General features: G+C 44.0%; 8 protein-coding genes and 4 pseudogenes. 8 read left to right on the top strand and 4 right to left on the bottom strand.

The window, feature by feature from the left end; all coding sequences use genetic code 11:
- Positions 1-62 precede the first annotated feature (62 nt).
- The 7 genes and pseudogenes from JCM10512_RS07440 (at position 63) to JCM10512_RS07410 (ending at position 11,511) form a co-directional block, all read left to right on the top strand.
- Positions 63-2,366, top strand: a pseudogene (locus JCM10512_RS07440) (alpha-amylase family glycosyl hydrolase).
- 1,309 nt (positions 2,367-3,675) lie between these two features.
- Positions 3,676-6,363, top strand: a complete 2,688-nt coding sequence (locus JCM10512_RS07435; protein WP_394354188.1) for a hybrid sensor histidine kinase/response regulator transcription factor — start codon at positions 3,676-3,678, stop codon at positions 6,361-6,363.
- A gap of 85 nt (positions 6,364-6,448) precedes the next feature.
- Positions 6,449-6,775 carry an MGMT family protein gene (locus JCM10512_RS07430; RefSeq protein ID WP_044161821.1) on the top strand — a complete coding sequence of 109 codons (327 nt, stop codon included), beginning with the start codon at positions 6,449-6,451 and terminating at the stop codon, positions 6,773-6,775.
- 622 nt (positions 6,776-7,397) lie between these two features.
- Positions 7,398-8,537, top strand: a complete 1,140-nt coding sequence (locus JCM10512_RS07425) for a hypothetical protein (RefSeq protein ID WP_052517141.1) — start codon at positions 7,398-7,400, stop codon at positions 8,535-8,537.
- 21 nt (positions 8,538-8,558) lie between these two features.
- The gene (locus JCM10512_RS07420) at positions 8,559-9,785 is read left to right on the top strand and encodes a quaternary amine ABC transporter ATP-binding protein (protein ID WP_044161819.1); all 1,227 of its coding nucleotides are present in this window, start codon (positions 8,559-8,561) and stop codon (positions 9,783-9,785) included.
- Positions 9,782-10,612: an ABC transporter permease gene (locus JCM10512_RS07415; protein ID WP_044161817.1), complete on the top strand. Its 831-nt coding sequence runs from the start codon at positions 9,782-9,784 to the stop codon at positions 10,610-10,612. Before JCM10512_RS07420 ends, JCM10512_RS07415 begins: the two co-directional genes overlap by 4 nt.
- A gap of 35 nt (positions 10,613-10,647) precedes the next feature.
- Entirely contained in the window at positions 10,648-11,511 is an 864-nt protein-coding gene (locus JCM10512_RS07410) for a glycine betaine ABC transporter substrate-binding protein (RefSeq protein WP_044161816.1), read from the top strand.
- A 343-nt stretch (positions 11,512-11,854) separates the two neighbouring features.
- On the opposite strand, the pseudogene nifJ reads toward JCM10512_RS07410, so the two are convergent.
- From nifJ to JCM10512_RS07390, 3 genes and pseudogenes are all read right to left on the bottom strand, one after another.
- Positions 11,855-15,408 (bottom strand): annotated as a pseudogene (gene nifJ, locus JCM10512_RS07400) (pyruvate:ferredoxin (flavodoxin) oxidoreductase).
- A gap of 28 nt (positions 15,409-15,436) precedes the next feature.
- A pseudogene (locus JCM10512_RS07395) lies at positions 15,437-15,944 on the bottom strand (magnetosome magnetite crystal formation protein family).
- Between the two features lie 12 nt (positions 15,945-15,956).
- Positions 15,957-17,135, bottom strand: coding sequence for an ATP-binding protein (locus JCM10512_RS07390; protein ID WP_044161812.1), 1,179 nt, complete (start codon positions 17,133-17,135; stop codon positions 15,957-15,959).
- A 687-nt stretch (positions 17,136-17,822) separates the two neighbouring features.
- On the opposite strand from JCM10512_RS07390, the pseudogene JCM10512_RS07380 reads away from it, so the two are divergent.
- Positions 17,823-19,009: pseudogene (locus JCM10512_RS07380) on the top strand (hypothetical protein).
- Between the two features lie 2,558 nt (positions 19,010-21,567).
- Here JCM10512_RS07380 and JCM10512_RS07370 read toward each other — a convergent pair.
- Positions 21,568-22,398 carry a hypothetical protein gene (locus JCM10512_RS07370; protein ID WP_044161807.1) on the bottom strand — a complete coding sequence of 277 codons (831 nt, stop codon included), beginning with the start codon at positions 22,396-22,398 and terminating at the stop codon, positions 21,568-21,570.
- Between the last annotated feature and the right edge of the window lie 89 nt (positions 22,399-22,487).

The raw sequence follows: 22,487 nt of genomic DNA, 5'->3' as shown, positions 1-22,487 counted from the left end.
ATTAAATGACAACCAAAGGCCGTCTTTTTGTGAGGCGGCCTTTCTTAAAATGACAATGTGATATGAAGAAATATAATAACTACCTTCTTTGGGCTTTATTGCTGTTTTTATTCGGAGCGTGCTCGGATTCAGACGATCCTATTCTGCCTGATCCGGACCCGGATCCCGAAACTCCAATAGAATTAAAAGACGGTATCAATATCAATCCGGTATCGCCCGACGCCGATCAGCCACTTACAATCACGTTCAAAGCGGCAAGCACATCGGGACTTTATAACTATGCGGGTGATGTATACCTGCATACCGGCGTGGTGGACGAAGGTGTCTGGCTTTATGTGCCGGCGGAGTGGGATGTGAATCTGGCAAAGTGTAAGATGACGAAGAAGGAAAACAACGTGTGGAGCATCACAATGTCACCTTCTGTGCGCGCATGGTTTAGCTCCCAAGATACCCCTGTGCAGAAGTTGGGCGTTGTAATCCGTAGTTCGGACGGAACCAAGAAAGGGTTGACAGATGATTCGTTTGTGACTGTTACCGATACAAAATATACCGCCTTTACACCGGCAGCTATCAAAGAGGGAACGCTTCCGGCGGGTGTGCAGGAAGGCATCAATGTGGTAGATAACTCTACCGTTACCTTGGTGTTGTATGATAAAGACACAGCCGGTAATCATAAAGACTTCGCTCATGTGGTGGGCGATTTCAACCAATGGAAGCTGACGAACGAGGCCAACTGCCAGATGTGGCGTGACAATAGTGCCGGTTGCTGGTGGATTACCTTAACCGGACTGAATGCAACGAAGGAATATGCCTTCCAATACTATGTGGGTACTAAGAGTGGGGAGAAGATCCGCTTGGGCGATGCTTATGCTGAGAAGATACTCGACCCGGATAACGATTCGTATATTCCGGCTTCTACCTATACCGAGAGTAAGACTTATCCCGAAAGTGGGCGTGGCATTGTTTCTGTTTTTAAGATCCAAAAGGATACTTATGCCTGGAAGGTGGCTGACTTTAAAATAAAGGATGCCGGCAAACTGGTTATTTACGAAATGCTTTTCCGCGACTTCACAGCCACCGGAGATATAAACGGAGCTATGGCAAAACTTGATTACCTAAAGGCGCTTGGTGTGAATGCCATTGAACTAATGCCTGTGCAGGAGTTCGACGGGAATGACAGTTGGGGTATAACCCTTGTTATTATTTTGCATTCGACAAAGCGTATGGAACCCGGCAGATGTATAAAGCGTTTATTGACGCTTGTCATCAGAAGGGGATGGCGGTGATTCTGGATGTGGTGTACAACCATGCTACCGGGAATATGCCGTTTGCCAAACTCTACTGGGACAGCAAGAATAATCAAACAACTTCCAATAATCCTTACTTCAATGTTAGCGCCCCACATCCGTACAGTGTATTCCATGACTTCAATCACGAGAGTCCGCTGGTGCGTAAGTTTGTGAAGCGTAATCTGAAGTTCCTGCTCGATGAATACAAGATTGACGGCTTCCGCTTTGACTTGACTAAAGGATTTACTCAGAAGAATTCGACCGAAAGCACAGCTTCTAATTATGATGCCAGCCGCATTGCCATTCTCAAAGACTATTATGGAACAGTTAAAGCTGCCAATCCGAATGCTTGCATGATCTTGGAACACTTCTGCGACTCCCGCGAAGAGAACGAATTGGCAGCGGATGGTATGTATCTGTGGCGAAATATGTCTAATGCTTATGCGCAATCTGCCATGGGGTGGTCTAACAACAGTGCTTTCAACGGACTGTATGAGACAACGCCCAGTTGGATCGGATATATGGAAAGCCACGATGAAGAACGTGCTTCTTATTTGCAGACAACATCTAAACTGATAAATACAAGTTTGCCTAAACGCATGAGTCAACTATCGGCGAATGCTGCTTTCTTCTTTACGGTGCCCGGTCCGAAGATGATCTGGCAGTTCGGAGAGATGGGGTACGACATTTCGATCGAAGAGAATGGACGAACAGGTAAGAAACCCCTTCATTGGGAATACTTGGACAATGCCAATCGGAAAGGTTTGCATGATACGTATGCGAAGTTGATGAAGCTTCGGACAGATCACCCGGCTTTGTTTGAAACCGGTGCGTCATTTAGTTGGAAGGTTACAGCGAATGATTGGACTGACGGGCGTTTTATCACTTCCACAACTGCTACGGAGAATCTGGTTGTAGTAGGTAACTTCACGACCACCGAGCAAACATATATCGTTTCTTTCCCGGTTTCGCACTTGGATTAACTACCTGAGCGGACAAGAAACAACGGTTTCGGGCACAAATCAGTCCGTTACTGTTCCGGCCCATACAGCTCTCGTATTTACCACGATGCAATAGATACAAAGTTTGCATTAGTTTTTTGCTTGGCAAAGAACAAAGTATAGTGGAATGATTAGTGGGATGTTTAATGCAATCGTGTAAATGGTTGTTTTAAATATCCCACTTTTTTGTATAGCCCTATCTATGTTCTTAATTTCTTCAGGAAGGCTTAATATAAGTACTTTGCACAAAGTGACAACACTTTCATGTGTAAGTCACTTTTTGCATATCATCCAGTATATCAGTTGCTTATTTTGCGTTTTCTTTTAGATAGCATTTATTCATCCGCTTGAATTGCTTATTTTCCAGATTAATTAGTCTATGGATGAAGTCCATCCCTTATGTAAACCCAGTTGGGAAGAATAGGGAATGATTGTAAAGTAAATCTGAAGTCTTTCAATAAAGTAGTATCGTGAATCAGAGGGAATAGATGCAAACGTGTAAACAGAACTTAGATATTGCTACATCCCTCCCTTTTTCTCAGGAGTTTCTTGCCTGTGAAACAAAAGTTTCTTCGTGATGAAACAAAAGTTTCACCCTTATGAAACAAAATTCTCATGCCGATGAAACTGTTTACTTCTCTACATGAAACTAATTTCCGAAGCGGTGGGCTGTATATTCCGGACGGCTTGTTCTGTAGAAGAACCCAATGCGTTGACTTTATGTAGCTTCTGCCTGTTTTCAATTGACTCGTCTTTTTCTTATCCCTATCTTTGATCCACTTTCTGCCAAGGGGCAAACTACATACCCTTTAAAAATGGGCATTATCTATTGAAGATATGAGTCTCAGAAAAGCACCCGCATTGTATTGGGTTGTCTATCATGTGTTTATAGCAAAAAGTGACTATGACGAGATATCGTTTGCATTTATGTACTTACTTGAATAATGTAGTTTATTCGTTAATTAGTCTGTAGGTGTAGTACATTCTCCTAAGTTTCTCGAAAGGTAAAATGAGAGGTATGGACATAAAAAAAGGAGCAACGCCTTGCTCCAACCTTTGTTAACCTTAAATCTAATACTATGAAAAACACAGTACAAAGATACGGGATTCTGTGAAATCTGCAAATAAATCAAGAGGAAAATTATGTTTTATAACATTGATTAATATTTTGTTTTCCCTATTCTATTTTTATTAAGACTTCGAACTGAGTCACTGCGAAATTTTTTAGCAGACAAGGAGGTGAGATTTCGTGTTTTAAAGAGAAAACCGTTATCTTTAGCGAGAAATAGCCAGTAGATGGAAGAAAAATTTGGAAAACCAGATAGAGAAAGGAGATAATGAGGTTTAGCAAATGGACACTAGTTTTGTGCTGTCTTGTCGGGATAATGGCATGTCGGCAGGATAGCCCCCGCTTTCGCATTGGTGTAGCCCAATGCAGTGACGACTCCTGGCGGCATAAGATGAACGATGAGATACTTCGTGAAGCTATGTTTTATGACGGCGTGTCGGTTGAGATCCGTTCGGCAGGTGATGACAACCTCCGTCAGGCGGAAGATGTACGTTACTTTATAGATAGGGGAGTCGATTTATTGATTATTTCCGCCAACGAAGCAGCTCCCATGACCCCCATTGTTGAAGAAGCTTATGACAAAGGGATTCCGGTTATTTTAATTGATCGAAAGATTCTTTCGGATAAATACACAGCCTATATCGGCGCAGACAATAATGAGATCGGACGAGCTGTGGGCAATTATATTGCATCCCGTTTGGGTGGTAAGGGAAATGTAGTCGAGCTGACAGGCTTAAGCGGGTCGACACCTGCGATGGAGCGTCATCAAGGTTTTATGGCAGCAATCAGTCGTTTTCCGGAAATCAAACTAATCGATAAGGCCGATGCAGCATGGGAACGTGCTCCAGCGGAGGTGGAGATGGATAGTATGCTTCGCCGTAATCCGAAGATCGACGCTGTCTATGCTCACAACGACCGAATTGCTCCCGGAGCCTATCAGGCTGCAAAGAAAGTAGGACGCGAGAAAGAGATGGTTTTTGTGGGTATCGACGCATTGCCCGGCAAAGGCAATGGGTTAGAAATGGTCTTGGACAGTGTACTCGACGCGACCTTCATTTATCCGACAAACGGAGACAAAGTGATGCAACTGGCTATGAATATTCTGGAAAAGAAACCGTTTCCCCGAGAGACGGTTATGAATACGGCAGTTGTTGACCGGACCAACGCACATGTTATGCAGCTTCAGACTACACATATTTCAGAACTCGACCGGAAAATCGAAACACTGAACGGACGAATCAGTACCTACCTTTCGAGAGTGGCTACCCAACAAGTCGTTTTGTATGGCAGTTTGTTGATCTTGCTATTAGTGGCCGGTTTGCTGTTGGTCGTTTACAAGTCGCTTCGGTCTAAGAATCGCTTAAATAGAGAACTTTCCGAGCAGAAAAGGCTTCTGGAAGAACAACGCGATCAGTTAGAGGAACAGCGTGATCAATTGATACAACTCTCTCATCAGTTAGAGGAGGCAACCCACGCCAAACTCGTTTTCTTTACCAATATATCGCACGATTTTCGTACCCCGCTGACATTGGTAGCCGATCCGGTAGAACATCTGTTGGCGGATCATACATTGAATGAAGACCAACGTAAAATGCTGTCGCTTATTCAGCGCAATGTAAATATCCTTTTGAGGTTGGTCAATCAGATACTCGATTTTCGTAAGTATGAGAACGGCAAAATGGAATTTACCCCTGTGCCGCTAGACCTCCTTTCTTCCTTTGAAGGCTGGAACGAATCTTTTCAGGAGATTGCCCGTAAGAAACATATTCGCTTCTCGTTCGATAGTATGCCGGATGCGGACTACCGGACTTTGGCAGATGTGGAGAAGCTGGAGCGTATCTATTTCAACCTACTTTCGAATGCTTTCAAGTTTACTCCCGAGAACGGAAAAATAACCGTAAGGTTATCGAGTTGGATGAAAGACGGACAACCGTGGTTGCGGTTTACAGTTGCCAACAGTGGTACGATGATTTCTGCCGAGCATATCCGAAGTATATTCGACCGCTTCTATAAGATCGATATGCATCATACCGGTTCGGGAATCGGCTTGGCATTAGTCAAAGCTTTTGTCGACTTGCACAGAGGGCTTATTGCCGTAGAAAGTGATGAAAAGCAAGGAACTTTGTTCACGATCGATTTGCCGAAAGGCGATACCCCGGTGCCCGAACAGGAACCCATTCCGGCGACTCCTCTTCCTACGGATGCGGTTTGGACAACGGAAGAAGAGGATCATGAGATGCTTTACGACTCCTCCAAGCCTACTGTTTTGATAATAGACGACAATGCCGACATTCGTTCTTACGTGCAAGGACTGCTTCAAGCTGACTATACCGTTGTTGAAGCAGCGGACGGTTCGGAAGGTATCAAGAAAGCCATGCGGTTCGTACCCGATCTGATTATTTCCGATGTAATGATGCCGGGAATAGATGGTATCGAATGTTGCCGTCGACTGAAAAGCGAATTGCAAACCTGTCACATTCCTGTAATCCTGCTGACAGCCTGCTCGCTTGATGAGCAGCGTATTCAAGGGTATGACGGTGGAGCTGATTCGTATATCTCCAAACCTTTTAGTTCACCCCTGCTGTTGGCACGGGTACGTAACCTGATCGATAGCCATCGCCGGTTGAAACAGTTCTTCGGTGATAGGCAAACCCTAGCCAAAGAAGATGTTTGTGACATGGATAAGGACTTTGTCGAACGCTTCAAGGGATTGATCGAAGCGAAGATGAGTGATTCCGGATTGAATGTAGAAGACTTGGGCAAAGATATGGGATTGAGCCGTGTGCAACTTTATCGTAAAATAAAGTCGCTGACTAACTACTCACCGAATGAATTGCTTCGGATAGCTCGGCTGAAGAAAGCCTCTTCACTACTTGCTTCCTCAGATATGACGATTGCCGAGGTGGGGTATGAGGTTGGTTTCAGTTCGCCTTCCTATTTTGCTAAGTGTTATAAGGAGGAGTTCGGCGAAAGTCCGACTGACTTTTTGAAACGGAAAGGATAACTCTTCCCTTTTGTCTGGCTCTGTGGAGCCTATGGCAGGATTTTGGAGACGAACTGCAGAATAAGTACAGGAGAATGAATAGACCATGAAAGATTATAAAGTAGATAAAGCACGCTTCTCGGAAGCCTTTTGCCGGGAAGTGTATGAGATTGTACAGGCAGTTCCCCGAGGTTGTGTGTCTACCTATGGAGCTATTGCCGCTTTGCTTGGTATGCCGCAATGTTCGCGTTTGGTGGGACGTGCTTTGAAAGCAGTACCCCCTGGATTGTCAGTTCCCTGTCATCGCATAGTCAACGCTTCCGGGCGGCTTGTGCCTGGCTGGGAAGAACAAAAAAAGCTGCTACTTGAAGAAGGAATACTTTTCAAAAGCAATGGTTGTGTTGATCTGAAAAAGTGTTTGTGGAAAACCTGAAATATAGAGATGCTTTGCGCTTGTAAAAGATAGATAATTAAGGGCTGGATATTTAAGAATGAGAACTTTTGAATAGTCGCGTTATGAACCATCGCCAGTCCGAAATATGCAATCTCTAAATAGAATAATACATTTTTTCCTGTTTTTTATTATCTGTCGACAAATGTAGGTGAGGATGAGGTAAATCGGTTCGGATCTGGAGGCCGAAGGCTAGCCGGGAACTGAAACCGTTTCTAGGCTTGTAAGCTCTTGTTGGCTAGTACTTTGTTCCCCTTTGGATAACTGAAGTGTATACTCTTTTCTCAAAAGAAAGCGCTGAATTAACATCGACTTGAAGAACAAGGCTTTTGGAGACAAATGGCTGCGTTAACTAGGTAGCAAACAGTTGGAATGTCCCCCGAAACGGAATAAAATTTGCATACTTTCTCGTTTTTCCGTATCTTTGCGCCGATAAAAAAGCGAACGGACTGTTTTCCGTATATAGAAATATCATTTTTCTCTGTTCTTTTGAAAGGATAAACTTATCGAATACTATCCATTTAACTGCTCAGTCTGTTCCACTACTTAATTATTAATCATCGATCGGACATCGCGTGTATGTTCCGTGTTAAATCAGAACTTTATGAGATATAAAGAAAGATTACTGTTGCCATTATTTTTCATATTGGCTATATGTTTCGCATTGCCGGCTGTAGCCCAAGATAAGCCGGAATTAAAATTAGGAGGAGCTCTTCGTTTTAACTATAATTACTCGGATTGGAAACCAAGCAACCGGAAACGGGGAGGCGACTTTGGATTTGATGTCTTTCGTCTGAATGTAGACGCTGCATATAAAAAACTCACTTTAGCTGCCGAATATCGCTTTTACGCATCTTCCTCCGGTGGCGGAATGCTTAAATCCGGATGGGTGGGATATCAATTTAATGATATGCATCAATTACAGCTTGGTTTGGCACCGGTTCCATTCGGTATTCAGCCTTATACTTCCAATAGCTATTTTTTCAATATCAATTATTACCTCGGATTGGAAGACGACTCCGACATGGGAATTAAATACCTCTATCGGAAAGGAGGCTGGGAAATGGCTTTTGCCTTTTTCAAAAACGCCGATGTATTGGATTTTGGCGATCAATCGGAGGTCTCTCCCGACCGTTACGCGTATGATGTTGCCGGACGGAATAAGGAGGTCAACCAAGGGAATGCGCAGGTAATCTATCATTGGGGAAAAAAGTGGAAACAACAAATCGGAGGTTCGGTCATGTATGGCGGATTGTATAACCTGGATACAGAGAAAATGGGCGCTCGCTCAGCCTTTGCGCTTCATTATATGTTAGATGTGAACAGGTGGAACCTCAAGGCACAATATACCAATTATCAAATGAGGCCGAAGAACTTGGAAGGAGAGGACCGACGGACTGTTTCGGTCGCCGCTTATGGAGCGCCTTATCAGATAGCCGCCAAGGCATCGACCTATTCCGCTACGCTATCTTACACCATCCCTATATATAAAGGAGTACTGGATGAAATACGTCTCTACAACGACTTTAGTATGATGGACAAGCGTGACAAAGAATTTAATGACAGCTATCAGAATGTAACAGGGTGCATGTTAAGTATGGGTTCTGTATATACCTATGTGGATTACGCTATGGGGAAAAACCATTCTTGGCTGGGAAGTGACTGGGACAATGCTTTTGCCGATGGCATCGCCTCCAATCATTGGAATGTGCGCTTCAATATAAATATCGGCTATTATTTTTAAGCATATAAATAATCTTCAGTGATGAATAAAATAGAAATAAATGATTTGTACCTGATCTTTGGCAGCGAAAAGCAAAAAGCATTCAAGATGCTGAAGGATGGTAAAAGTAAAAGTGAAATATTAAAGGCAACTGGTTGTACCATTGCCGTAAAAGATGCCAATCTCAAAATCAATGAAGGAGAGATCTTTGTGATTATGGGGTTGTCGGGAAGTGGAAAATCGACCTTGCTGCGTTGCATAAACCGCTTGGTACGTCCCACGGTTGGTGAAGTGATTGTAAACGGAAGAGATATTTCCAAAGCATCTGATAAAGAACTGTTGCAGATTCGACGTAAAGAACTGGCTATGGTTTTTCAGAGTTTCGGGCTTTTGCCTCACCGTTCTGTTCTCCATAACATTGCTTTTGGCCTTGAACTTCAGGGTGTGAAGAAGGAGGAACGAGAGCGAAAGGCGATGGAAAGCATGCAGATGGTCGGACTTAAAGGCTATGAGAGCCAGATGGTTAATGAACTATCCGGTGGTATGCAACAGCGTGTCGGACTGGCTCGTGCTTTGGCAAACAACCCGGAAGTATTGCTTATGGATGAGGCCTTCTCCGCACTCGACCCGTTGATCCGGGTGCAAATGCAGGATGAACTGTTGGCTTTGCAAGCGAAGATGAAGAAAACGATTGTTTTCATCACACATGATTTGAGCGAGGCTATTAAACTTGGCGACCGCATTGCCATCATGAAAGATGGAGTGATTGTGCAGGTTGGTACATCGGAAGAGATTCTGACTGAGCCTGCCGATGATTACGTAGCGCGCTTCGTCGAGCATGTTGATCGTAGTAAAATCATTACCGCTTCATCGTTGATGGTTGATAAACCGATTGTAGCTCGTATCAAGAAAGAAGGGCCGGAAGTTCTGATCCGTAAGATGCGGGCGCGTAACCTGACCGTGCTTCCTGTAGTCGATTCGAATGATATCTTGCTGGGAGAAGTCCGGTTGAATGATTTGTTGCGGTTGCGGAAAGAACAAGTTCGTTCCATCGAAACCGTAGTCAGAGAAGAGGTACACTCTGTGTTGAGTGAAACGGTGTTGGAAGATATTCTCCCGTTGATGACCAAAACGAATTCACCTATCTGGGTAGTGAATGCGGAGCGGGAATTTCAGGGAGTTGTTCCTCTTTCATCGCTGATCATTGAGGTAACGGGGAAAGATAAAGAAGAGATCAACGAAATTATTCAAAACGCAATAGAATTATGATAAATATCGGACAATATATAGAGATAGCCATTAACTGGCTGACTGAAAACTTTGCTTCTTTCTTCGACGCTTTAAGCTCGGGGATTGGAGGTTTTATTGACGGATTCCAGCACATACTGTTCGGAATACCGTTTTATATTACAATTGCCGTACTGGTAGTATTGGCTTGGTTTAAGGCGGGAAAGGGGACTTCGGTTTTTACCCTTTTGGGCTTGTTGTTGATCTACGGAATGGGTTTTTGGGAAGAGACCATGCAGACGTTGGCGTTGGTACTTTCTTCCACCTGTCTGGCATTGATTCTGGGTGTTCCACTCGGTATCTGGACTGCCAATAGCAAACGATGTGACAAGATTATGCGTCCTGTGTTAGACTTTATGCAGACGATGCCCGCTTTCGTATACCTGATACCGGCAGTCTTGTTTTTCGGATTGGGAACTGTACCGGGGGCCTTTGCCACCATTATATTTGCGATGCCGCCTGTGGTTCGTCTTACCGGATTGGGTATCAAGCAAGTACCGAAAGAAGTCATTGAAGCATCCCGCGCTTTTGGAGCTACTCCCTCGCAATTGCTGTTTAAGGTTCAGCTGCCTTTGGCTTTGCCGACCATTCTGACGGGAGTGAACCAGACCATTATGATGTCTCTCTCTATGGTGGTAATTGCTGCCATGATTTCTGCCGGTGGGCTGGGAGAGGTTGTGCTGAAAGGTATTACGCAGATGAAGATCGGCCTCGGTTTCGAGGGTGGTATCGCTGTTGTCGTACTGGCTATTGTGCTCGACCGCATCACGCAGGGGATGGCGCAGAATAAAAAGAATAGACGCGAATAAGCGTTATTATAATAAGAATAAGAAAGGAAATACAGATGAAAAAATTAAAGACGATTACAGCACTATTGCTTGCCACTGTTATGTTAGCAGCTTGCGGAGGTAGTGAGAATAAAAAGAAGATTAGCATAGCTTATGCCAATTGGTCGGAAGGGATTGCGATGACTAACTTAGCCAAAGTGATCTTTGAGGATCAAGGTTATGAAGTGAAGTTATTGAATGCCGATTTAGCTCCTATATTTGCTTCGCTTTCGCGTAAGAAAGCGGATGTCTTTATGGACGTTTGGATGCCTGTGACTATGGCGGACTATATGCAAGAATACGGAGACAAACTCGAAGTTATTGGCAATATCTATGATAATGCTCGCATCGGTTTGGTAGTACCTGAGTATGTTACAATCAATTCGATCGAAGAACTGAATGCGGAGAAAGACCGTTTCTCTGGCGAAATTGTGGGTATTGATGCGGGAGCCGGTATTATGAAGGCAACCGATCAGGCGCTCAAAGACTATCAGTTGGATTACAAATTGCTGACTTCCAGCGGACCTGCCATGACGGCTTCTTTAAAGAAAGCGATTGATAAGAACGAATGGATTGTTGTAACCGGATGGACTCCCCATTGGATGTTCGACCGTTTCAAACTGAAGATACTTCAAGATCCGAAGACCATTTATGGAGCGGTGGAAACCATTCACACTGTGGCTTGGAAGGGATTCAGCGAACAAGATCCTTTTGCCGCACAACTTCTGAAAAATATGCACCTGACGGATGAGCATATCAGTTCGTTGATGACAGCTATAGAAGATGCACAGACTTCCGAAACAGAAGCTGCCCGTCAGTGGATGAATGAACATAAGGAACTGGTTGATAGCTGGATTCCAAAAGATAGTGCGACCGAATAATAATTGCTTTGCTGTGTTTAGGCATGGCGTACAGAGATTATTTTTTAGTTAGTTTAGAAGAGTCCTCATTTCCTCGAAGGCGTATTGTCCGGGGAAATGAGGACTCGTTTCTTTGCCTCATGTGGGGCGTGAATCGAGATTCTATCCTTTGATGCCTTATTGCATGAGCCATCGCTTGCTGTAATCTCTTTGAGAACACAGTTCTTTCGGGACCTGCCTTGCTCTTTATGCGCAGGAGTTTCTTGCATATATCTGGTTGTCGCATCAATCATATTGTAGCATACAAAAAAAGGCTTGTCCACTGTGGGACAAGCCTTTTCTATCTTATAGAGTATCTAATTACTTATTCAGCAATTTCAGATCCCCAGCTACTTTTAGCCAAACGCTTGTAGCTGTTGTAACGCCATCTAGCGTTTTCTTCAGCAGCGTTGAACAGTTCAGCAGCTTCAGCAGGATACTGTTTCATTACAGAAGAGTAACGTACTTCACCCTTCAGGAAGTTTTGGAAATCAGCCCAGTTAGGTTCTTTGCTATCCAATAGGAATGGATTCTTTCCTTCTGCTTCCAACGTTGGGTTGTAACGCCACAAGTGCCAGTAACCACATGCTACAGCCTTTTCTTCTTCTTCCTGGCTCTTACCCATACCCGATTTCAAACCATGGTTGATACATGGAGAGTAAGCGATGATAAGTGATGGTCCGGGATAAGCTTCAGCTTCGCGGATTGCTTTCAGTGTCTGAGCTTGGTCAGCACCCATAGCGATCTGAGCAACATATACGTAACCGTATGTAGTAGCCATCAAACCAAGGTCTTTCTTGCGTACGCGTTTACCTGAAGCGGCAAACTTAGCAATAGCACCTACCGGAGTAGCTTTAGAAGACTGTCCACCTGTATTGGAGTAAACTTCTGTATCCAAAACCATGATGTTAACGTCCTTACCGGAAGCGATAACGTGGTCAAGGCCACCGTAACCGATATCGTAAGAAGCACCGTCACCACCGATAATCCACTGACTGCGTTTTACCAAGTATTGTTTCAGATCTGCGATTTGTTTGCAATAGTCACATTTATCTTGAGAAGCTTCAACCATCGGGATGATCTTCGCTGCCAATTCTTTTGTCTTGTCTGCATCGAACATATTTTCGATCCATTCCTGGAATACTTCTTTGTATTCAGCCGGACAATCAGCTGCGATAGCTTCGTTCATCAGTTTAACGAGACGTTCGCGCATCTTTTCGTTAGCCAGTTCCATACCCAAACCGAATTCACAGAAGTCTTCGAACAATGAGTTAGCCCAAGCCGGACCTTGACCCTTGTCGTTTGTTGTATACGGAGTAGAAGGAACCGAACCTGAATAGATAGAAGAACATCCGGTAGCGTTAGCAACCATTTCACGGTCACCGAACAACTGAGTGATCAGTTTCACGTATGGAGTCTCACCGCAACCAGCGCAAGCTCCTGAGAACTCGAACAATGGAGTGGCGAACTGAGAGTTCTTCACGTTTGCTTTGATATCTACCAAGTGTTGTTTGCTCTTCACTTTATCTGAACAGTAATCCCAGTTAGGAACTTCTGACAATTGGCTTTCAAGATGCTTCATGGTCAATGCCTTGCCACCCTTCTTCGGATTACCCGGACAGATGTCAGCACAGTTACCGCAACCCAGACAGTCGAGAACGTCAACCTGAATACGGAATGTCATGCCGTCAAATGCTTTACCAACAGCTTTCAACTGTGTGAAGTTTGCGCTTGCTTGCTCTTCAGCGTCAAGTACGAACGGACGGATAGAAGCGTGCGGACAAACATAAGCACATTTGTTACACTGGATACAGTTATCAGGATTCCATTCAGGAACGAAAGCAGCTACACCACGTTTTTCGTATTTAGAAGTACCTTGATACCAAGTACCGTCTTCGATGCCCTTAAATGCAGAAACCGGCAACAAGTCACCATCTTGTGCATTGATCGGACGAACTACTTCGTTGATGAATGCAGGATCATTGTTTGCTACTTTCGCATCGTCAGCCAAATTAGCCCAAGCCGGATCAACAGACAATTGCTTGTATTCACCACCACGGTCAACAGCTGCGTAGTTCTTGTTTACGATATCTTCACCCTTGTTACCGTATGACTTAACGATGAATTTCTTCATCTGCTCAACAGCCTGGTCTACCGGAATCACACCTGTGATACGGAAGAATGCAGATTGAAGAATAGTGTTGGTACGGTTGCCCAAACCAATTTCTTGTGCAATCTGAGTAGCGTTGATATAATATACGGAGATATTGTTTTGTGCGAAGTATTTCTTCACCTTGTTAGGCAGATTCTTAGCCAGATCTTCGCCTTCCCAGATTGTATTCAGCAAGAAAGATCCGTTTTTACGCAGACCACGAGTTACGTCATACATGTGTAGGTAAGCCTGAACGTGACAAGCTACAAAGTTTGGTGTGTTTACCAAATAAGTAGAACGGATCGGAGTATCACCGAAACGCAAGTGAGAACAAGTGAAACCACCTGACTTCTTCGAGTCATAAGAGAAGTAAGCCTGACAGTGTTTGTCGGTATTGTCACCGATAATCTTCACAGAGTTCTTGTTAGCACCTACTGTACCGTCAGCACCCAATCCGTAGAATTTAGCTTCGAACATACCTTCACCGCCCAAAGCGATTTCTTCTCTTTGTGGTAGAGATGTGAATGTAACGTCGTCTACGATACCGATTGTGAATTGGTTTTTCGGCATTGGCATAGCCAAGTTCTCGAATACAGAAAGAATATGAGCCGGAGTTGTATCTTTTGAACCCAGTCCATAACGACCACCCACGATAACCGGAGCGTTCTCTGTTCCGTAGAAACAGTCTTTAACATCCAGATACAATGGTTCGCCTGTAGCACCCGGTTCTTTTGTACGGTCAAGTACTGCAATTGATTTAGCAGTCTTAGGTACAGCAGCCAGGAAGTGTTTAGCAGAGAACGGACGGTACAAGTGTACAGCAACCATACCTACTTTTTCACCATTTGCCACCAAGTAGTCGATAGCTTCGCGCGCAGCTTCTGTTACAGAACCCATTGCGATAATTACGCGTTCTGCATCGTCTGCACCATAGTAATCGAACAAGCCATATTTACGGCCGGTTAGCTTGGTGATTTCGTTCATATATTCTTCTACGATAGCCGGAACAGCATCGTAGTAGTTGTTGCAAGATTCACGATGTTGGAAGAAGTGGTCTGGGTTTTCAGCCATACCGCGAGCTACCGGGCTTGATGGGCTCAAGGCGCGTTTGCGGAATTCAGCCAAAGCTTCCTGGTCGATCAGCGGAGCCAAATCTTCATTTTGCAGTTGCTCGATCTTTTGGATTTCGTGAGAAGTACGGAAACCGTCGAAGAAGTTAACGAACGGTACACGAGATTTCAGTGTAGCTAAGTGAGCCACACCCGACAAGTCCATAACTTCTTGTACAGAGCCTTCAGCCAGCATAGCGAATCCTGTTTGACGAGCCGACATAACGTCTTGGTGGTCGCCGAAGATACACAGTGCATGAGAAGCTAATGTACGAGCTGATACATGGAATACGCAAGGCAAGAATTCACCCGCGATTTTATACATGTTAGGGATCATCAAAAGAAGCCCTTGGGAAGCCGTATAAGTAGTAGTCAATGCACCAGCCTGAAGAGAACCGTGAAGGGCACCGGCAGCACCGCCTTCAGATTGCATTTCCTGTACCAATACTGTTTCGCCGAAGATGTTTTTGCGTCCAGCGGCAGCCCATTCGTCTACATACTCAGCCATAGTCGAAGAAGGCGTGATGGGTAGATAGCTGCAACTTCTGAGAACATATACGAGATATGCGCTGCGGCTTGGTTACCATCACAAGTGATGAATTTCTTCTGTTTAGTCATAACTAATAAAATTATTTAAGTAAATAAATCATTTTAGAAAAGGGATGGAAAGTGGATACTTCCATACTTGCCCATTGAGTCCTTTGATCCCACCGATAATGGGAAAGGCCAAAGTCAATATGCCATAAGCGATAGCGATCGGTGCTATCCAGAATAGAGGGCCGATAAAATTCCCGCCAAAAAATGCCGAAGGAAAACCAGCTAGCATTATTAGCAAAAACACGCCCCCGAATATAAACCAGGTGATATACCAGTTTAGAATATACTTTCCTTGTTTGTCGATCTGTTCCGAGGAGTTTTTACCTAGTACCCATAATACAATCGGAATTATCCATCCTACATAAGGAACCATAATCAGGAAACTCATAAGTCCCAGATACGAACTTTCCTGTAGGCCCAGTGGACGTTCCTCTACCGGACGATTGCTGTTCAAGGCATCTTCTTCGAAAAGCTTTTGCTTTTCGCGATCAAACTCCTCATCGGTCAACGCACCGTCTTGGCGTAGTGTTTAATTCATCTAACTTCTTGTAGTCCATAATAGTACTTTATTAATATAAGAAGCCAAACAGCCAAAGTGGAACCTGATTGCCACGGCCTATTTCTGCCTTTTGCAATGCGTAGGTCACCTGGGGATTGTTCTTCACTTTGGCACCTTCGCAACAGATTTTGAACGGTAGCACCTCGTCGACAAGGAAAGAGTAATTCTTCTCTCCCTTGTACACTTTATGGTCTTTCCACAGCGTGTTGACGAAAAAAGTTTCGAGTACATCCTGCTCCTCTACCTTCACCGGATAGATGGAGTACATCAGGTTGGAGTTGTGCAACATAATCTTGGTCGGCTTCTTCGGAAATTCCTCTCCTTGGGGATAGACCAGATTGATCAGGCGTGCATCTGCCAGATACTTGATGTAGTTCATCACCGTGGCACGGGATGTTTGTATATCGCTAGCCAATTGGCTGACGTTCGGAGCTTTCGGCCCGTCGACAGCCAGTAGGTATAATAGTTTCTTAATCTTAGAAAGATATTTCAGTTCGATTTGCTTGATGAGCAAAATGTCTACCTCCACCATCATGTTCATCGTCTTGAGCAGATTCTCCGAGAAGTTACGCTTTTCGAGGAAAAACGGGTAGAAGCCATGATGCAAGTAATCCTGAAAATAATCCAATGGGCGTACTTTAGACAGTATCCCTTTGGCAATTTGTTCGTGGTTGGCGAGTATCTCCTCAAGTGTATAGGACCGGAACTTCATGCCGGATTGTAAATTGAGGAACTCACGGAACGAAAAACCTCGTAAGTTGTAACTCTTAACAATGTTGCGTAGCTCGAGATTCTCCTCTTTCAGTCTCATGACGGAAGATCCCGAAAATACGATTTTCAGATTGGGGAAGCGATCATAACACATGCGCAATTCCTTGCTCCATTCCGGATGCTTGAATACCTGGTCGATCAGCAATACTTTGCCGCCACGCTTCTGGAATTCGTCAGCGAAATCAACGATGCTATGTCCAGAAAAGTAGAAGTTATTTGTGTTGATGAATAAGCAAGAGCGGTCCGTGCCGAATTTTTCTTTGGCATATTGGAGGAGGAATGTCGTCTTACCTACGCCTCGTGTACCTTTGATACCGATGAGCCGGTCGTTCCAATTGATCTCGTCCATAAGATCACGGCGAACAGGGGCATTGGTATGCTCCACCAGATAGGCGTGTGTGCGATAGAATGATTCCATTTCTGTTCTTTGATTTTTCGTGTTGCAAATATAGTGTTTTTTTTAGTAATTGCAAAGTAGAGATAGCAGAATTGAACTTTTATTTGGTAAGTTTATGTTTTAGACAAATTGTCAAAGTGACATTGCTGATGCCTTTTGTTTGTCTTTTTCAAGGCAAAGGCCTGGGTTGGCCAAGAAAAACGCAAGCATTCTTGATGAAGAAATGCTTAACTGTTTTTTATTTCTGCGTATCGGTAGCAAAGATACGGCTTCTTTCTTAAAATAGAGTCACAATGGATAGCCTTTTTGATTTAAAAAGGGCTTTTTGTTTGATTAAGATAGGCGCTGTCTTTGGTTGTTCTAGCGGATATAAACGAATCAAGGCAGTATTGGCGTGCACTATTCGGTGCTTCAAGGAAGAAAGCCCAGGGCAGTTTGGCAAAAGCCGCCGTCTACTGAAGGTCGAGCCCGGGGCATTTGGTTTTTTGCCCTCGCTTAAGGAGTCGTTCTCTTGGATATTCAGGTGGAATACCCTGCTTGTGAATGCAAAAATGGAATAAGAAAGGATGCAAAAATGCATATTCTTGCATATCTTTGTACCTTAGCGTTTTTTCGGACTCTAAATAGACGACAATTTAGTATATGCCTGTTTACGTAAACCGAGAAAAGAAGCGAAAAAGATCGAAAAGAGAGCAAGTTGGTAGCAAAATGACAAAAAGGAATCTTTATTTATTCAACCCGGAACATGATTTAGCCCTGGCTAGTGGTGAGTCTCATTACATGGCTCCTGCCTCTGCCAGACAGATGGCTAACGACTTGGCATTGTTGCCAATATGGTATGCGAAGGAGGGGAGTGGAGTGCTGGCTTCTTCAGCTTATAATCTCGACTTCTTGAAGCAGATGAAAGAACTTCTGGATATTGATGTGCAGTTGGTGACGCAACCCGAGATTTCCCATGCTGAATCGGTGGACTTTCTTCCATGGGGATGGAGTCCGGCTTTGCGGAAACGTTTATTGACTTTGGGGGCTGATGGAGCGCAGCTGCCATCTGAAGCGTATATCAGTGCTTTGAGGAATTATTCTCATCGCTCGCAAGCTGTCCGGTTGCTGTCTAAATTACAATTGAATCAGTTCTTCTGCGGGGAATCTTTTTATCTGAAGACACTAGAAGAGTGTGAAGCATTTGTTGAAAGTCGAGAAACCTGCTTGCTAAAGGCACCGCTCTCAGGAAGTGGCAAAGGACTGAATTGGTGTAAAGGAACCTTCACCGACTTTATCTCCGGGTGGTGTGCCCGGGTTGCTTCTTCTCAGGGTGGGGTGTTGGAGAACCTATATATAATAAGGTGGAAGACTTTGCCATGGAGTTTTATCTCGATGGGACTGGGGAGATTAGCTTTGCCGGTTATTCTGCCTTCCAAACAAGTGGGAGCGGAATGTATGCGGGTAATGAGTTACTTTCGGATGAGAAAATATTGGCAAAGTTGTCGGCCTATGTACCCCGTGAGGAGTTTACGGGATTGCGTGTTCGTTTGGAAGAGGAACTGGTTCGGTTGTTCGGTGGTTATTACCGTGGCTATCTGGGAGTGGATATGATGATTTGTCATTTCGCCGGCGAAGCGCCTGTATATCGGATTCACCCCTGTGTGGAAATCAATCTGCGAATGAATATGGGGCTAGTCGCTCGCTTTCTGACCGATCGTTATTTGGCTCCCGAGACAGAAGGAATCTTTCAAATCGCTTATTATCCGGCAGAAGGTTTAGCCTTGAAAGAGCATTTGCGGATGGTGGAGGAATTTCCTTTGCGTATAGTAGACGGCCGCATTCACTCCGGCTATTTGTCCTTGGTACCGGTGACCCCTCGAAGTCGGTATGGTGCGTTTATTCAATGCGATTAATTTATTGCCCGTTTTCATTTCTTCAATCCGAGTATATAGATTCAGACTTGCCGGCTGTCCCTTGTATATGGCTTCCGCACTAATTGTGAGGAATGTGAAGTTGTGGGTGTTATAACAATGAATAATAGCTTCTCCATCCTCGTTTGTTTCTAATTTGGGGTTCCAATACAAGGTACGGCGTGCATCTTTCGAGGGCAATGGTTTGTTCGGTAAATATTCGGGGGAATAGAAATCCAGCGGGCGTGTATAACCTTTGATGGTGGTATAGCGTATTCCCCGCGTGTAGTCATATCGCAAATGGGGATTCCATCCATCTTTCGTAATGATATAGCAAACAACCCCTGTGTGGCTCTTGTCTGAAGGATCTGTCCATTCCCGATCGTTGTACTTGTAGTTGTCGAGCATCGAAGTATATCCCATATCTTGGTTTTTATTTGCTAGCTTATCATATGCGCCGGTGCCTTTACAGAAAAGAATGTATTTGATCGCATTGATGCTTTCATCTTCCCACGTGACGTCTACCTTTCCATTAACAATGGACTTAAAACCACTATACTTATTGGCAATAGTGGGGTTGGTTTCTTTCAAGAATTGGGATATCGTTATATAGTCTTTACCCTTGTCGCGTGCTTCATCAAGCAGTTGTTCCACATCGTAGAAAGCAATAATACTTTGTTCAAAACGGACTGTGTTGACTTCCCGTTGGATCGCTTTTGCTTGGATTGTCACTTCGTCTATCCAATGGTTGTCAGGTCCGAAAACAGAATCTTGGTATATAGAGTCCTTGAGATTAGCCAGCCACACCAGCTCATTCGCCTTTTTCCATGTCGGATTTAGTTCTTCCGGTGCGAAAGCTCTTAATCCGGGTTGAAAATTACGGAAAAGCTGTACGTGGCACATTCGGTTCCGAGGCTTTCCCGGTTTCTGCGTCTGAAAAGCCGCCTCCATATCTTCTTCGAAAGGATAGACAGGAATAGTAAAGTAACCTAATGAATCGGAAATTGTGCTTCCGGCTGCAAACATGCTGTCTGTACGCGTTAGGATGCTAATATTGAGTCCTGCCTGGGCTTTCTTTAGAATGATGGAACGAACTTGTCCATATAAAGTTAACTTCTCTTCCGGTTGGTAGCGTGGTGTAAATTCCCTAACGCCCAAAACGGTGCTCATATCATATTTTCGCCATCCATGAACAAGCATGAGCACATCAAGCTCTTTGAGTCGTAAAGCGGTAGAGTCGGCGAAGTAGTAGCCCGGTTGATGGATATATCCTTTTAAATCGGATGTAAGTAATAGGTCGGTAAAGAGGGTATTGTCGTATTCCAGGTAGTCGGATATTTGCTGACTTCGAATGGCGACAGATATTTTCCCCTGTATGGGTTTGCCGTGTGAGTCTTTTAAAGAAATGCGGCAGCTGATCGAATCATAAGGTGCGTGTAGGAATGTATCGCTATGGACTTCTAGTCGCAGTGCGTTCTCTTTTGGCATTGCGTAGCAGAATCGTTCACATAAGGTTGCGCCTTGTTGGTTGATGAGCGAGACTTGTATAATTCCCGCAGGAAATATTTCTGCCGGTAATATAAAGCGTTCGATATGCTCGTTGTCCCATTTTACAGTGTGGTAGGTGATTGGGCGTCCCTGATGACTGAAGAAAACGGCGACTGTATCTTGCCGGTTTGTTTGCGCATTTCGCATCACACGTATTTCGTATTGGTTTCCCCGCTTTTGTACGTAGAGCACATAGCCCGCAGGCTGTACTTCCGGTAATTGGAAGGTGTACTCTTTCCCTTCCCACCTGACCTTCGCCGGAGCGGGCTTTATTGTAGGGGTGTATAAGAAGGACCCCATGCCTTCGTGAAGTGTTTCAAAAGAGATGGTTTCACCGTTTTGCGAAATTTCTCCGGATAGACGAATGTCACTTTCGTCTTTACTTTCAGCCTTGAACGCTATGACAGATGGAATACCTTCTACTAATTGTCCACCCTCGGGGAAGAAGCGGAGAGAAAGTTTCTTCTTTCTCTCTTTCGGACGTAGTCGAGTTGACGGGTCCCAGTTGTAAGTGGCTATGCTCCGTTCTTTCTCGTGATTATTGTCCAGCCAACGGTAAATGGGGAAGGCGCGCGAGAAGTATTGCGTTTCATCGAAGGCGAGCATCCACTTTGTGTATGCCCGTACTTCATAGTAGCCCGAGAGGATATACTCTGTTAGTGGAATCTGCCCGTATCCTTCTCCGTTTTCCAACCGTACGATTTGCTTATGTGCCGCATATCCCATTTGATCTATCAACTCTACATAGAGCGGTGTGCTGATGGTCGTCAACTGATTGTTTTCTGCCGTCACTGCATACGCCTTAAACCAGATTGTATCTCCTACGTAGTAACTTGTATGGTCGAAGTGTAGATGCACCTTCTCACGAGGATAGGCATCGGCGAAGGTTTGCGCATGGTTGAAATAGTGGGCAAACAGGCTGTCGCTAACCGAGGCTACTGCAACGAATGGTTTGAGTAGTAGCCACCCCAATAGTAAAAACGGGAAGTGGGCATAATTCATTGCATCTCATTTTAGTTGATTACAGTGACATTAAAATTATAGGAATATAATGGCGTCATTGTTGTAGCATCGTCAAAAACAGTAAAGCTATATGATGCTGAAGGGAAAGACATAAAATCGTGATTACAATAATCTATAATATCTAATGCAATATGATATCCTCCCCCTCCTTGAGAACCCTTTTGAGTTGAATAATTATATGTATATCTGCATCCATTGCGTTGATCTGTGGAAAAAGAGGTCGTTATCGGATAGCGTTTGTTGTTAACTATCAATTCAGCCTTGAACTTATTAAACATTTCCGATTCTATTAGGCCGATTCCGGTTTTTGTTTCGAAAATGAAGTTTAGTTGGACAACAATATCTCTTTCTGTTAATGGAGTTCCATCTTCTAATAAGTGGCTTATAGCACGTAAAGATTCAGACCATGGAGATGCTTCAAATATTGAGGGATTTTCTACTTTAGCAAATTTTAATTCGGCTAGGGTACGCGCTCTGAAATATGTATCACCATATGGAAATCCTTTTTTTTTCACACAGATGTCAGGGTAGTAGGAAATTTCTACATCTCTCCAGACGCCGCTAGAAGAGTATTGGAGCTGTTTGTATGAGCCTCCTCCTCCTCCTGGTGTTTGAATGTAAAATCCCCAGGTGGTGAGCGTGTCTATATTCTTATTTATGTGAAATAATTCTGGTCTCTTTAGAGCTTCCGAGTAGAATGAAATTTCATTTTTATCTATTGAAGTCCGATTTGATATCGTAGTTTCTGAGTCACTAGAACATGCACTGATAATAAAGGCAAGTAGTAGCCTAGATAGAAATAAATAATTGTTTTTTTTCATAATTGTTGTTTTTAAAGTTCGTATTTTATATAATGAGTCCAACCTTTATTTTATGGTATGAATCAAATATATATAATATAAATAACTTT

Origin of the sequence: Bacteroides reticulotermitis JCM 10512 (assembly GCF_000517545.1) — a bacterium.
Taxonomy (GTDB): Bacteria; Bacteroidota; Bacteroidia; order Bacteroidales; family Bacteroidaceae; genus Bacteroides; species Bacteroides reticulotermitis.
The sequence above is the reverse complement of the archived record's forward strand: the minus strand, read 5'-3'. Positions and strand labels throughout refer to the sequence as shown.